The sequence below is a fragment of the Peribacillus sp. NPDC101481 genome (assembly GCF_044767165.1).
GTDB lineage: Bacteria > Bacillota > Bacilli > Bacillales > DSM-1321 > Peribacillus.
Map to the genome: position 1 here is coordinate 396092 of NZ_JBIWNJ010000001.1, position 15341 is coordinate 411432.

The following is a 15341-nucleotide window of genomic DNA, read 5'->3' on the forward strand; positions in this document are numbered from 1 at the left end:
TTGTTCAAAATTTTTCCTCTTACCGTAAGTTGATACTTATGTAGCATCATGCCTATGGTGTTTATTTATTTTTTTAAGTCTAAGATGAAGCAGGCTTTCAATTTGAGTTAAGTCACTTCTTTATCATAGGACAGTTGCGGGAATATCTGACAAAAAAGGCAGCTCCCTGATGGGGGATAGCTACCTTCGTTTACGATTACTATGAAAAGGTAGGAGCAGGGAATTCATCAATTCTCATACGAAGTAAACTATATGGTTTTTCCCGCAGGTCTCTTCCATAATGAAATCTCGCCTGCCGATGTAATTGATTCACAATGACATATAAGTATTGATCGGGGCCAATCGAAAAAGTATCCGGCCATAAAATTCTGGGGTCATGTGCGATGGTTTCCATTGCGCCATTCGGCAATATCTTCCGGATACTATTGTTTTCATAGTCTCCCGCATAAACGGTTCCTTTTGCGCCGGTGATCATTCCATCAGACGCACCTTTTTCCCCCCAATACTGCACATATTGGGATAAATTCAGGTCCTGTATCCTTCTGTCTCTTAGGGCTTCTGTTGAGATCGAGAACAGCTGACGGCTGGTTAGCGGAGCATAAAATAAAACCTTTCCATCAGGAGAAATCGCTAAACTATCGGAAGCCAATCTAAATGGGAAAGTCGAGCCGTCCGGGTTTCGATTCATCAAAATTTCACCTTCTACTTTCGGTAAAAAATAGGGATCAGGTGAAGTTGATATTGCCCCATTTAACCGTCTAAACGCGTTCCCATTTTCTAAATCTACGACGATAATAGCCCCTGGCCCTCTGGAAGAAGAATCCGTTATATATGCATAGCCTGCTCTTCCAACCCGAAAATCCAAACGGACATCATTCAGATAAGTTGTTGGCAATACAACATCTTCTGTAAAGGTATATACTCTCCTTATTGTATTCGTGCTTAAATCAACAGCAACTAATTTTGCTCCCCCTTGAATAGGTTCAGAAAAATTTGGTGCCCCTGTATCTAGTACCCAAAGTGTCCCTCTTCCATCAGCAACGATACTTTGGACACTGACGAAAGACATCGTAATATTCCCAGTATTAACTAAATTGGTTTCTACACTGGGATAAGGCTGCAATTCACCCTCAACAATTTCCGCCACAGTAAATTGAACGTCGTCTCCCCATTTCGGAAAGCATACAAAAATACGACCGGTTTCGGAAACGCTGACACCTGTAGGCATAGCCCCATAAAAAGCATGCACCAGTTCAAACTGCCCAAAATATTTTTCCATAGGTAACATAGGTTGCATGATATCCTCCTCATCAAATCCTAACGGATATCACCTATATATGATGAAAATTTTTTGTAGTGCCTGGTTCTTGATAAATTTTTCAATCGTGATGGATGCTGTGGGTTTATTAGTCCAGGAGAAACATGGGAGTTTCGATAAAGTGATTCAAACTTCCACTGGCTCTTCAAAGACGGGGAATGAGAGCATCTGAATTTACGTTTGCAGTCAATTTTAGAACTAACATACATACTATTATGATTTGCTCCCGTCCAGCAGCCTGGTTAGAAAATAAATCTGTCTCCTGCCATAAGAAAAGGCAGCTTCAGCAACCTGCCTTATTGTAGAGTTGACACAAACTGTGAAGTTAAAAGGAAGTGCGAAAAAACTTAAGTAAAGGGAGTAGTGAGCCGGCTACTTCCTAAGAACATTAACCATTACAAATCATAAGTACATTACCATCTGGGTCTTGAAAGTTAAAATAAGCAAAATTTCCAATACGCTCTATTTCTTTAACAATGGCTATGTTATTACTCTTGATAAATTGGTAAGCTTCGTCTATATCTTTTGCGTAGAAATTAAATAAGACATTATTGGATGGCTTAAATATAAAATTAGGATCAAACGTATGGTCATCTAAAGATAATCCAGTTTCACTTGTTACAGGAATATTGTAAACAGGTGATTCTACAGAGTCATTATTTCGCGAGATGCCAAGGAGATTGCAATACCATTCAACTGATTTCTTTAAATCTCTAACATGGATAAAAACATTGTTTATTCTACTATTAATAGGAGAACTGGTTATTTTCATTGTTTTCCACCTTTCATTGAGCCTTACCTATAGAAATTCAACAAGTTTCAAAAAATTCCTTTAGAGGTTCATCATAGTTCGAAAACACTGTGCTTGTAGAACTATCCTGCCCCGTTAGTTCATTAAGGGTACCTCCACATTCCCATCAAGCTAAGATATATTTGTATCCCCATAACGAAAAAATTCTATTTTCTATTGATTGATTTTACAGAAAAAGTAGCTCTTTTTTCGTTTTGGAGTGTTTAATATTTTTTATCTTGATGGCGATGCGGTGGGGACCCCAATAAGAGGCTGTTTCAGACTGAATTTACTATCGGAAATGAAATATATAGAAAAAGACCATGACTTATAAGAATTCATGGTCTTTTTCAGTGCTCACCAAATTTTGATTACGGCTTTTCACTGATTGATTTCGTTATCGGACGTTCGTTAGGTATTTTGCGTGCACATAACCTGTTCCCTTACCGTACTGAATTTTGTACCAAGAGCTACTCTTATTAATTACGGTAACGATTTGGTTTTTCTTCAAAGAGCCAAGAACTTTCCCAGATGTGGTTGGTTTGGAACGGACATTCAACTTTGTAGCATTGACCATACCAGTCATATTCTTCACTGCCGGTTTGTTTAAAGTGTAGGAAGTCGTCGTTGTACGTTTGTTCTGGCTTGGATCAATTGCTGTAATGGTAAACGTATACTTTCCGTTCGAAACCTTTGATACATTCCATGATGCACTTTGGATACCGGCATTATTTGTAGCATTATTGGTTAGTGTCGCCACGATTTTGTCTTTTGCATCTTTTACTTGAACGGTTACCTTCGCCCTTTCATTAATCTCATACTTCAAAGCAACATTACTCGTTTTTGAATCATATGAGGTTTTTATATTATTAATGGAAGGTGCCGTTATATCGGGTTTCGTTAAAGTAAATGGAACCGTTGCTGAGCTTTTATTTTGATTGCTGTCGATCGTTGCAATTTCAAATGAGTATTTACCGTTCATAACCTTCGATACATTCCACGATGTCCATTGGACACCGGCATTTTTCTCTTCATTAATGATCGGAGTAGCTTCGATTTTTCCTTTTGCGTCTTTTACTTGCACGGTAACCTTTGATTTTTCATTGATCTCATACTTCAGGAAAACTTTATTTGTTTTTGAGTCATATGAGGTATTTGTATTTTTAATAACTGGAGCCACTGTGTCAGGCTTTGTTAATGAAAATGGAACAGATGCTGAACTTGCATTATTACTACTATCAATCGCTCTAATTTCAAAGGTGTATGAACCGTTACTTACCTCTGATGCATCCCAAATGGCTAATTGCGATCCTGACGGCTTTTGATCCCCTTTGACAAGAGAAGCGATGATTTGCTCTTTTTCATCCTTAACTTCCACTGTCACATTCGCTTGTTCACTTGTATCAAAGGTTATTTTGACTTGGTTTGTTTTAGAATCGTAATGGGTCTTTAAACTATTAATCATTGGTGCTGTTTCATCTTTAGGTGCGGGATCCGGAGCTGGTGTTGGAATTGGCGTTGGAATGATAGGTGCCGGTTCTGGCTTGACTGGTTCTACTTCTTCAGGCTCGGGCTTATAAGCTTGTTTTAAGCTTGTCCCTTCATAATAGAAAGCAAGAATCTCGCGATACGTATTTCCCTTTTCGCCAGCCTTTTTCGCGCCATACTGACTTAGTCCGACACCATGGCCGTATCCCTTGCCTGAAACGTTAATCACATCCCTTGCTGTATCCACTTTGTCTACTAAAAAGCTTTTCATGATGCTCAGACCGATAATGTCTCTAATTTTCGAAGCCGATACATCTTCTAATATTACACTTTGCTGTAACGCTTTCCCTTTTTCTTTCACCATAAATTCAATCTTTATACTTCCTTTACTCACCCTGCTGCCACTTGTTAGTGCGTGAAGGGATAGGTGAGGGACAGCCGTTATTTTAATGTCTTTGCCGGTATATCCATATTTCTGTAGCCATGCTCTTATATTAGAAATTACTGGTGTTTGTTCAACTTCCTTGGTATTAGCCCACCATGTATCTGCTTTTGTCAAATCTAAATTTGTAAGGTCTATTTGTTGCTTTTTTACACTAAAACTCCACACAGTTTGCGGATCATATGGATCGTCTTTGACCATTAAATATGGTAACTCTGTACCAATCCAAACATTATTGTTGGACTCGGTTTTCCCTCCATTGCTAGAGGAAAAAAGAGCATCTGAACCTATATGTTGTTTTTCACCATAACCGATGACCTGACCTTCTGTTGCTTTAACAGCTTTTGTTGAGTTTTCGTGCCAAGTGTAGCCACCGTATACCTGGTAACTCATTGTGTCGTCGGGCGTTCTGTTGATGTAGCTCATCGCATAGGTTCTTGCCGCAACAGCCTGTGCCTTTAAGGCTTCCTGATTCCATAAAGCCGGCATTTCAGCTGGAACAACCCCTTTTAAATAATCTTCAAGACCAATTGAGTTATATGGACGGATGAATTTTCCATCTTCCATAATAAAACGTAAATTACCTAAGTATGTACGCCCATTAATCGAAAGTGGACCGTTCCCTGTTTCAGGTTTCACTTCAATCTCAGAAGCTTTGCCTATCTCTTTTGAATCTGTCAGAACAACAATGTCCGTACCGCTGACCCTCAACGTATACTTCTTGTTCGATTCTAGTTTTACATTTGCTAGATTCGTAGTGTACGTGACTTCCGGTTCGACAGTAATCTCGGATTTATTACCAAGATAGCCTTTTAATTTAACCTTAATGATCGGATCGGCTGCCGCCTTAACAGACATTTCTGGAAGTAAAGATAGCATGAGAACGAGTGTAACAAACATCCATATTCCATTCCGTACCTTTTTCATTGAAAAACCTCCTCATAATTTGGAAGATTATTAAAATAATAGTATATCATCCATAATGAGACATTAGTCGATATTTTACTATTTTAGGGGTCCCACCGCATGGCCATTAAGCTAAAGTGAATTTGTATCATCATAACGAAAAAAACGCTATTCTATTTGTAGAAATTTACAGGAAGGATAGCGTTTTCTATGAGTTTTTCTGTTTTAGACGAAATGAATTTCTTTTCTCAAGAACTTCAAAACTACTTATCTCCGTCTTCTCTACAACAATTAGCTAAAGAAGTTGGTTTTGTTCCCGTAAAAGTAAATATCAAGCACAAGAATTAATTGCTTTATGTGTATGGCTTAGTCAACAGGTCGCGAGTACGCCACTCGCACAATTGTGTAGCCATCTCGTAGCATCTACAGGTGTCCTCATGAGCCCCGAAGGGCTTAATCAACGATTTAATGGTTCAGCCGTACAGTTTCTTCAACAAGTTCTAGCTAATCTTCTCACTCAAAGAATTCATTCAACACAAGAAATACTTCACCCCTACTCCACGACTTTTAAACGTATTCGTATCCTAGATTCTACAACATTTCAACTTCCAGATAAGTTTGCCTCACATTATCAAGTTTCTGACGGAAGCAGCCATACCGCAGGTGTTAAAATCCAACTTGAATATGAATTATTGAGTGGGAAGTTCCTTCAAGTTTATGTAGGAGAAGGGAGAGAAAATGATAAAACCTTCGGTTCAACGAGTCTACAAATCATTCAACCGAAAGACTTATACATAAGGGATTTAGGGTATTTCGACTTACATGACTTACAGAAAATAAATGATGAAGGTGCTTACTATGTCTCACGTTTGAAGTTAAATTCTCGTATCTATCGTAAGAACGATAAACCAGAGTTTTTTCGAAATGGGACTGTGAAGAAAGGTACTCTCTTTATTCAGTTAGACACGGAAGAGCTTATGAATCAATTACGACCTGGACAAACACTCGAAATTTCAGTAGCATACATTGGCCTGTATCAAAAACTACCCGCCCGAGTGGTTATTCATCGACTAACTGAGGCACAAAAAGAGAAAAGATTGAAAGAACAAGCAAAAAAAGAATAGAAGAAGGGCATTACCTATAAAGACCGAAGCAAACGATTAAGTGGAATGAACGTATATATTACAAATCTTCCTTTAGAAGACGTTCCAACGGAACATATCCATGACCTGTATTCGTTACGTTGGCAGATTGAAATTCTATTTAAGAACTGGAAATCTTTCTTTCAAATTGACAAGTGCAAAGAGATCAAAAGGGAACGCTTAGAGTGTCACTTATATGGGCAACTGATTAGCATTTTACTCTGTTCCTCTACCATGTTTAAAATGCGTCAGTTACTTTTAGACATAGAAGGAGTTAAGTGAATATAAATCTATCTATATGATAAAAGACTATTATTTATTGTTTTATCAAGGATTACTAAAGGACACCCAAGAACTATCAAAGACTTTTCTCCATCTGTTTTACCTTTTGGAGAAAAACGGACGGAAATGTCATCGTTATAACAAGAAAACGGTCTTTGATATCTTAGGTTGTCTATGATTATTCGATGTCACAAAAACTCAAAGTTGCCTAATACTTTTTAAGAAAACTATTTGGAAGCCGTTTTAATAAATTCAGCCATAAATATTGTCCAATTTAAAAAGGATTGCCAGTGGCAACCCTTTTTTCTCAATATTAGTAATATCACCCATATTAGCTTGAAAATAAGGAGGGAATGTTTCAGTCCTTTTGACTTATTTAAACAGAAGCTTCTTTTTTAACATTTAGCAATTTAAAGAATTCTTTCATAAAACCTGGGAGATCTGGCCAAGCATGCCCTGACACGATATTGCCATCAACATGAAGCATTTCTTCCACGTATGTAGCTCCTGCAGCTTCTATTTCGGGTCTACATGCGTTATAAGCTGTCATCTCCCTGCCCTTTATATATTCTCTTATCGTTGTTAATACCAGTTGTCCGTGACAGATAACTCCAAGTGGTTTATTTTCTTTTAAAAAATGGGCGGTTATATCTTGTACTTTTTTATTCATACGAATATATTCAGGAGCACGGCCCCCAGGAATAATAAGTGCGTCATAATCAGTAGGTTCAATCTCTTCAACCGAGGCATGAGATTCAATTTTATATCCCCATTTCTCTGTAAACGTTTCCATTTCAGGCAAAAAATCATGAACAACTGTCTGGAGACTTTTTTTCACAGGTGAGGCAATTGTGCAATTAATATTTTCTTCGATACATCTATAATATGGATAAAATACTTCCAATGCCTCTACAGCGTCACCAGTTATAATAAGAACGTTTTTACTCATTTTTCATCACATTCCTTTTCTGAAATTTTTAAAAATTCCTAAGCATACTTAAAATTATATTTCCGTCAATGTACTTTCATCAGCGGAAGGCAAATTATATCGAGCCTCTAATAAACCGCGACAATAATGAGCATTAAACTCCATATTCATTCGTGACCCTTTAGCACCTCGCAGATAATCAGCAAACCCTTCTTCAGTTATCTCTTTATCTTCAGGAGTGGTTATGGCTAATTGATTTAAGTAATTCGACGTTTTTTTCTTTTCCAGGTATTTTTCCCTAAGTAACTTCCCTTCTACAGATAAAGGCAGTTCATATAGCTCTTGGATAGATATATTGAGGATTTCTTTCTTTGACATCCCATTTTGAAGTAAATATCTTATAAGTTTCTCTTGCCTTGCATAGAAAGCTTTTATCTGGAAAGTCTTACGTAATTCATTAAGATCTCCATCAGATAAACTACTAAAGGATTCGCTAAAGGATTTACCTGAAGTTGCTCCTTGGTTGATTTCAACCGAAGCACAGTGATCTAATAAAGTTACTTTAACTTCATTTACCCAGTCTAATTCAGCCACATACTTCAGTATATCTTCGGCCATGATATATGCGAAGTTAGGTGAACACCAGTAAGTTGGTAATCGAAAAACTACTTCGACATCGTTTTCTTTTATTACCGTGTGATCGATAAATCCTAATTCAGTTAAAGGCTGGTCTAATTCTGGATCATAAACTTTATCAAGCATGCTATAAACCTGTTTTTCTTTGTTCATAAAGTTCGATGCACCTCTCTTTTTCAATGATTGATACAAAACTTTAACACGACTCAACTGGTCTATTGATTGAGATTAAACCATTATATGTGAAGCTAGTTCGCACTTTTGTAACTTCGCTTTTTGAGCCTCGATATCAATATTATAGAGTCTGGCTGCATTACCACCTAAAATTTTCTTTTTTACATTCAAATCAAAAGTTACGCCTGTTTCCTGTTGGATATCTTCAGGAAGCTCAAAATCTACGAATTTTTCGATAAGCCATTTTGGTTCCCATATTCCATAATCACTCCCGAAAAGGATGCGATCCTCATCCAGCCAGTACAATAACTCACTTATGATTTCTGCAAAATAACGAGGACGTTGATGGATAAGTGATATGGCTACAGCTAATCCCCCGTATACATTTTTCTCTTGTGTTGCAATCCAACAAAAATCTTCCAGTCTAGGCAACCCGACATGCTCTACGATAAAATTCAGTTCTGGAAAAGTACTTGCAGCATCATCAACGTCCGCTACATCAAAAGCGTCGCGATTAAGCGGTGTGACCGTTGGACCTTTATGGATATGAATATTTTTTATTCCCAGATCAAGGCATTTTTGCAGATAACGCTGAGACCACGGATCAGACAGCTTATACCCTTTAGAATCGCCATACCAATCAGCTGTATAAAGTTTTATACCTTGCCAACCGTATTTCAATTTCATCGCTTCTAGATTTTCTAACCCGCGCTCACCATGTCGAGGATCAAGCGTCCCATTACATATAAAACGATTTGGATATTTTTTTGAAAGGGCATCATTCACATCAAAATCTCCAAACCCGTTTTTGTAAAACTCCTTAAGGTATACCGGTTGAAAAATAGCCATATCAGCATATCCTTTTACAATGACATCCTGTACCAACGTTTCAGAGCCATATTTCTCGAATTTTTCCCTTGGCCAAAAATATTCTTCAGGACTCAAGTTCTTATGATAATCATAGAAACAACTAATAAACTGTTCACCATGTATGTTTAGCTGGTTTTCCTTGCTTCCATCCCAAATTGCCACATGAGAATCAATAACAAAAATTTCTTCCCCGCTTTTCGTTTTATACAACATTATCACCCCTTCAAGTTTTGCCTTTCTCTTTACTTCATTGCAAATACTGTGCCAAATCTTCCTTCTTTACTATCAAAAATTATTAAATGTTTCTTTAATACAAGCAAGAGTACCTCTATTCCGTTATTTATCAGGTTCTAAATAATTGGAAATTTGGAATGATAACTATAGATTTAAATAAAAATATTGAAAGTTCTGTATTTTTTTCTAATGATATATGGTGCATTAAGCGACACTGTATCTAAAAGTGACAATCGTAATTAAGCAAAGTGCGACACACCTAACTTATAAGTTTGATTAAGAATAGTAGATTATATTTGAGAGTGGGAAAGCATAGTGGAGACTAACAAGATTGATAATTTAGATAATTGGTATATAATATGTGTAACTATATTACCAACGTGATGGAGAACTTTTTATTATCAATCACTTAAAAATATTGTAAGCGTTTACTGAAAGGTCAGGGTGATTTCAGAAACATGGCACGTACTTACATTAAAAGGAAGGTACCGGTATGAAGAACCCATATATTTCGTTGGATATTTTCTCTTCACCGAAGACTGAAAAGGATAGAATCGAAAGAGCCTGGGAGAATTTTATATCAGGCCAAAATTTAGTATCTGAAGTGAGATCCTTAACTTATCAATCTTGGGAGCGCTCTATTCGTCATGGAGTACACCCCACCAAAGGGAGAGCCCCACTGGTTCTGTCACAAGATGAAATACAAGAATATCAAACAACCCACACGTTCTTTTCTATTTCAGAATCCCTTCTACCAAAACTTAAAGAATCAGCAATAGATTCAGGTCACTTAATTGTGATTTCTAATCATAAAGGCGAATTATTATATCTAGATGGAGATGCCTCTCTCAAAAAGAAAGCCGAAAATATAAATTTTGCAGCAGGGACTTCATGGTCAGAGAGCTATGTAGGGACAAATGCTATGGGCACTTCTTTGGCTACAGGAGTCCCCATGCAAGTCTTCGCGGGAGAACATTTCTGCCAACCTGTTCACAATTGGGTATGCTCAGCCTCGCCGATTAAAGATCCTGCAACACAAAAGGTTCTTGGAGCGGTCAACTTAACCGGTATTTGGGACGTGGTACATCCCCTCTCTCTATCCGCTGTTGTTTCTATCACTCAAACAATCGAAGAAAAGCTCCAAAGCCAGCTCAAATTTGAGCACTTTTTGCTACTTGAACATTATAATGAAACAACTCGTAAAAGCCCCAGTAAAATAGTGGCTGTGCTCGATCGTGGACATCAAGTCATTAAAGCCTCCACCCCATGGTATGACAAAGGTTGGATTGATTACAATAACCGATTAATAAATTCATTATCAGTTTGCAGTGGCACAGAAGGCATGAAAGACGGCTGGATTTTTGAGTCAGTCCCTTTATATCATCAAGGATTCCCTATTGGTTTTATGATACATGCGATTTCAAAAGTCAAACCTTTAAATAAAACGGGATTTAGTACAAAGTACTCCTTCACAAATATGATTGGGAAATCTCCGGAATTCCAATCTGTTATCGATGAGGCGCATACAATGGCCAATCTGGATTTACCCGTTTTAATTGAGGGAGAGAGCGGTACTGGCAAAGAGTTATTCGCCCAATCCATACACGCTTATAGTCATCGATCTGAAGCTGCTTTTGTAGCTGTTAATTGCGGGGCAATTCCAAAAGAACTCGCAGCAAGCGAATTATTCGGTTATGAGGAAGGCACCTTCACAGGAAGTATAAAAGGTGGCCGTTCCGGAAAATTCCAACAGGCTGAAGGAGGAACAATTTTTTTAGATGAAGTTGGCGAGATGCCACTAGATTTACAGGCCATGTTTTTACGCGTGCTTGAAGAAGGAGAAATTGTACGAATGGGTGGAAGAGAACCGATAAAATTAAATGTACGGGTAATTGCGGCAACAAATTGTAATTTAAAAAAAGCCTGCGAGGAAGGCACTTTTCGTAAAGACCTTTACTACAGACTTAATATCCTTTCCTTGGAAGTCCCCCCACTGCGCGAAAGAACAGGGGATGTCCCCTTATTATTAAATCATTTTTTGACAAAAACATGTGCAGAAATTAGGAGACCACCACTTAAAATAGGCGACCAAGACATGTTTGTCTTAGAGCAGTATGGATGGCCTGGGAATGTACGTGAATTAAGGAATTTTGCCTACAAAGTGGCCATAAAGGCAAATGGCAATATAATCACAAACAGTGATTTCCCAAAAGAAATCGGACTAACTAAAAGGATAATAAATTATTCAGCGACAGATCATACACATCAAAAATTGAATAATAAAGAACAGCCATTAATACTTACTAATCCTTCCTCATCCCACGAAGAATCAGTGAGTTATCCAATCTCTTTAAAGCAGCAAGAATTGCATATGATTCTTATGGTACTTAATGAGGCAAATGGCAATGTTACAGCGGCTGCAAAAAAACTTGGCATTCATAGAAGCACAATTTATAGAAAGCTCGGGCGGAATACTAAAAATGAAGGTTTATCTAATAACAATGGATAATGCAAAACCAGGATGTCCTTTCTTGATTTCATTGTGTTTATTGGGAAAATTATAAGTTCTGCCGTTTTTAATTCCTTATTTCACAAATGACCTGATAATTAAAAATCATCAGTATATTTAACACTATTTCTTAAAGGGAAAAAGTATATATATTTTCTGAAGTAAATGATGAACTGTAGAATTTCCACATCAAAGAGCACCATGATACTTAACTGCACCCCAATTGTTAGACAACATCGAACAATTGGAGGTGCAGTTTTTTTGACTAAATATACGATAGATTAAAAATCACGGAGTACGTACTATTATTGGGTAAACGCCATCGGGCGTGAGAATAAATACACAGAAATTAAATCCCTTATCAAAGAGATTTTCCATACGCATAAAGGGCATAATGGGTATCGGCTTATTACCCTAGAATTACGTACCGAGGTGCTCACATCAATCATAAAATAGTTCTCCGATTGATGAATGAACTAGGATTGAAGTCATTGGTTCGCATGAATAAATACCGTTCGTACAAAGGGAAAATCGGCAAGGTTGCGCCCAACATTCTAGCACGTGATTTCAAGGCGGCAAAGTCCAATGAAAAATGGGTTACCGACGTCACGGAATTCCATCTAGCTGGGGAAAGACTTAACTTATCGACTATTCTTGACCTGTTTAATGGAGAAATCATCGCCTATAATATCGAATCTCGGCCTGTTCATCCTCGTTTCCAAAATGCAGGATAAAGCCTTTGATAGCTTGGAATCGAAAGATTCACCCATTCTCCATATTAAAACCTATTGCCTCCCAGCTTTTCACTTTCTGCTGCTGCTTCTTTTAATGCTTCTTCACCACGTCCACAAATTACAACATTGGTTGGTGCCTTCCTTGGCAAACGCGACGGCAATTGCTTTTCCAATACCCTTACTGCCGCCTGTCACGACTGCCGTTTTATCTTTTAATCCCAGGTTCACTTTAGATCCAATCCTTTCTATGGGTGTCTATTGTTGATTACATATTAACAATAACATCTAGTCATAAACAAATAAACTATGGCTGATTTTCTGCTCTAATACTCAAAAAAGGAGGGAAACCAATAAGATGGTTTCCCTTTAAAATGTACCGTCTTGTTTAGTATAAGGTATATTCTTATACCACTGAGGTTCCATTATCAATTCCCTCCCTAAAGCGATTAAAGGTACACCTATTTCAAATGCTTTCATCACTTCATCGGGTGTCCGCAGCATTCCAACACCCATCACAGGAACACGACCGCCGACACGCTCATGGAACATAACAACTCGGGATGTCTGATTGTTATCTTCATGGATTAATCCGTTCCAAAAGCCGCCGACAGAAATATGGAGATAATCCAGGTCCTGGTCTGCTAACTTGTCCACTAATTGCAACGTTTCTTCTATGGTGATGCCAGTTTTGACCTATTTTAGCTGAGTAATTTCTGCCAATATTTCATAGGAATGGAGACGTGCCTTATGATCGTAAACCTGGGCGATTGCCATAATTTCATCGGCTTGACTTTCATCCAGAACCTTTTCCAGCTTTTCTTTTACGATTTGAGGACTGCCGACAATCGAAGTTCCTAATTGATTCTCAAGGGCAGCTATTTCATAGTCGCTAGCTATATCATTAATATTATCCACTGGCGGCTGCAATGGGACTTCCTTCCCGCGCATCAAATTCAAGAACTGCTGCTGCAATGTTGTAGCGAGCCGCTCAGCTTCTTGATCTGTATCGGCCGCAATGATGTTTAGCCCTACCATTGCATGCGGCTTGTCCAGTACTTTAGAAGGCTTAAACGAACGGCGGTACAGCTGGATAGCCGGCAGTGTGTTATGCGGCGAGAAATGGCTCGCAAATGCAAACGGCAGTCCAAGCTCTCCTGCCAGCTGGGCACTGTATCCGCTCGAACCTAACAGCCAAATAGGTATGTTTAATCCTTCACCTGGAATTGCTTTAACATGACTATATCCTTGTGCCAGGGAAGGGTCAAAGTAATTCCGGAGCTCAGCCAGCTGCTCAGGGAAATCTTCTCCTGAACTTCTCAAGTCACGTCTTAATGCACGTGCCGTAAGCTGATCAGTGCCTGGTGCACGGCCCAAGCCAAGATCAATACGTCCTGGATATAATGATTCCAGAGTACCAAATTGCTCAGCAATAACAAGAGGTGCATGATTCGGCAGCATAATGCCGCCTGAACCTACCCGGATTTTTGATGTACCTGCTGCAACATGGGAAATGACTACCGATGTTGCAGAGCTGGCGATAAATGGCATATTATGATGCTCAGCGAGCCAATATCGGTTATACCCCAGCTTTTCAGCGAGCCGGGCCAGCTCCAAAGTATTGCGAAAAGAATCAGCCGGCGTCCTTCCATCTGCAATTGGAGAGAGATCCAGGACCGAGAATGGAATATCCGTAATTTGTTTTTTATCATTTTCAGGCATATGCTCATCTTCTTTCTTTAAAAATTTCGTTTCAAACCTATAAAAGAATTTACAGGTTGTTTTCTTTGTCTTCTTATACTGCTTCAATCTAAATCACATTAATTTAACTGATTTAATATCTGCAGAAAATACATCCTTTATTAGACTAGACAATAATGTTTAATTTACTGCAGCCTGAGCCAAAATTTCATAAGAGCGCAGCCGTGCCTTACGATCAAAAATCTCTGTATGATTCATAATTTCATCAGCGTCAGTCTTTTCTATTAACTCATGGAGCTGCTGCTTCACACCTGCAGGGTCCCCGATGATGGAAGTGAAAAGCTGTTCTTCAACCGCCCTGCGTTCATTATCGTTCCAAAGTTTGACCATATTATCAACAGGTGCCAAAATGAGCGAAGGCTGTCCGCGGGTTAACAAAAGAAATTTTTGATACATCGAAGTGGCAAGCCTTTGTGCCTCCTGTTTCTCATCAGCAGCCACCACTTGAACGGCTAACAGTACATAAGGCTCCTCCAAAAATTGAGACGGACGAAAATAATCCCGCTACAGTTTTATGGCCTCCATCATGTTACCTGGAGCAAAATGTCCCGCAAAAGAGAATGGTAACCCAAGCATTCCAGACAATTGTGCACTATAAAACCCTGAACCTAACAGCCAAATTGGCACATTTTTTTTTCGCCGGGAATGGCGTGAATGCTAAATGAACCATTCTTAGTGGCTGTTCCTGTACCATAAAGATATGCGATAAGCTCCTCAAGTGGGGCATCAAATTCAGGTTCACCAGCAACCCTATGCCGCAATACATTTGCTGAATATTGGTCGGTGCCAGGTGCCCGCCCCAATCCAAGGTCGATTCGGCCAGGGAAGAAGGTTTCTAATGTTCCCAATTGCTCAGCCACGGAAAGAGGAGAATAATGGGAATGCAGCATTGCACCTGATCCAATACGCATTTTTTCCGTGACAGAGACTACTCGTCCAATTACGATCGGGGATGCTGAACTCGCCATTCCTGCCCAATTATGATGTTCAGCAACCCAAACCGTTTATATCCCCACTGCTCTGTTTTCTTTGCTAGATCAAGCGTGTTTGAAGGGAAAGTCGGCTGATCCTCCCTCGACAATTGGGGAGGGTTCTAGCACTGAAAGTTCTATTTTCTTTGTCATAATTCT

10 protein-coding genes and 3 pseudogenes are annotated in these 15341 nt (G+C 38.8%); 3 read left to right on the forward strand and 10 right to left on the reverse strand.

Going from position 1 to position 15341, the window contains the following annotated elements; genetic code table 11:
* Positions 1–199: 199 nt before the first annotated feature.
* From ACIROD_RS01840 to ACIROD_RS01850, 3 genes are all read right to left on the reverse strand, one after another.
* Positions 200–1297: an L-dopachrome tautomerase-related protein gene (locus ACIROD_RS01840; protein ID WP_402937401.1), complete on the reverse strand. Its 1098-nt coding sequence runs from the start codon at positions 1295–1297 to the stop codon at positions 200–202.
* Positions 1298–1706: 409 nt separating this feature from the next.
* Complete coding sequence (locus ACIROD_RS01845) at positions 1707–2090, reverse strand: VOC family protein (protein ID WP_402937403.1); 384 nt, start codon at positions 2088–2090, stop codon at positions 1707–1709.
* Between the two features lie 415 nt (positions 2091–2505).
* Positions 2506–4965, reverse strand: a complete 2460-nt coding sequence (locus ACIROD_RS01850; RefSeq protein ID WP_402937405.1) for a SpoIID/LytB domain-containing protein — start codon at positions 4963–4965, stop codon at positions 2506–2508.
* A gap of 189 nt (positions 4966–5154) precedes the next feature.
* On the opposite strand from ACIROD_RS01850, the pseudogene ACIROD_RS01855 reads away from it, so the two are divergent.
* Positions 5155–6580 (forward strand): annotated as a pseudogene (locus tag ACIROD_RS01855) (IS4 family transposase).
* A gap of 164 nt (positions 6581–6744) precedes the next feature.
* Here ACIROD_RS01855 and ACIROD_RS01860 read toward each other — a convergent pair.
* The 3 genes from ACIROD_RS01860 to ACIROD_RS01870 form a co-directional block, all read right to left on the reverse strand.
* Positions 6745–7317, reverse strand: a complete 573-nt coding sequence (locus ACIROD_RS01860) for a DJ-1/PfpI family protein (protein WP_048689580.1) — start codon at positions 7315–7317, stop codon at positions 6745–6747.
* Positions 7318–7371: 54 nt separating this feature from the next.
* The gene (locus ACIROD_RS01865) at positions 7372–8085 is read right to left on the reverse strand and encodes an iron-sulfur cluster assembly protein (RefSeq protein ID WP_402937407.1); all 714 of its coding nucleotides are present in this window, start codon (positions 8083–8085) and stop codon (positions 7372–7374) included.
* Positions 8086–8160: 75 nt separating this feature from the next.
* Positions 8161–9186, reverse strand: a complete 1026-nt coding sequence (locus ACIROD_RS01870) for an amidohydrolase family protein (RefSeq protein WP_048689574.1) — start codon at positions 9184–9186, stop codon at positions 8161–8163.
* 517 nt (positions 9187–9703) lie between these two features.
* On the opposite strand from ACIROD_RS01870, the gene ACIROD_RS01875 reads away from it, so the two are divergent.
* Positions 9704–11719, forward strand: coding sequence for a sigma-54-dependent Fis family transcriptional regulator (locus ACIROD_RS01875; protein WP_402937410.1), 2016 nt, complete (start codon positions 9704–9706; stop codon positions 11717–11719).
* A 288-nt stretch (positions 11720–12007) separates the two neighbouring features.
* Positions 12008–12496: pseudogene (locus ACIROD_RS01880) on the forward strand (IS3 family transposase); the annotation flags it as partial.
* Between the two features lie 59 nt (positions 12497–12555).
* On the opposite strand, the gene ACIROD_RS01885 reads toward ACIROD_RS01880, so the two are convergent.
* The 4 genes and pseudogenes from ACIROD_RS01885 to ACIROD_RS01900 all read right to left on the reverse strand — a co-directional run bounded on the left by ACIROD_RS01885 (position 12556) and on the right by ACIROD_RS01900 (position 15335).
* Complete coding sequence (locus ACIROD_RS01885) at positions 12556–12681, reverse strand: SDR family NAD(P)-dependent oxidoreductase (protein ID WP_402937412.1); 126 nt, start codon at positions 12679–12681, stop codon at positions 12556–12558.
* A 138-nt stretch (positions 12682–12819) separates the two neighbouring features.
* Positions 12820–13107: a beta/alpha barrel domain-containing protein gene (locus ACIROD_RS01890; RefSeq protein WP_402937414.1), complete on the reverse strand. Its 288-nt coding sequence runs from the start codon at positions 13105–13107 to the stop codon at positions 12820–12822.
* Between the two features lie 39 nt (positions 13108–13146).
* A complete protein-coding gene (locus tag ACIROD_RS01895; protein ID WP_402937416.1) occupies positions 13147–14172 on the reverse strand; it encodes an LLM class flavin-dependent oxidoreductase in 1026 nt (341 codons plus the stop codon).
* A 159-nt stretch (positions 14173–14331) separates the two neighbouring features.
* Positions 14332–15335: pseudogene (locus tag ACIROD_RS01900) on the reverse strand (LLM class flavin-dependent oxidoreductase).
* Between the last annotated feature and the right edge of the window lie 6 nt (positions 15336–15341).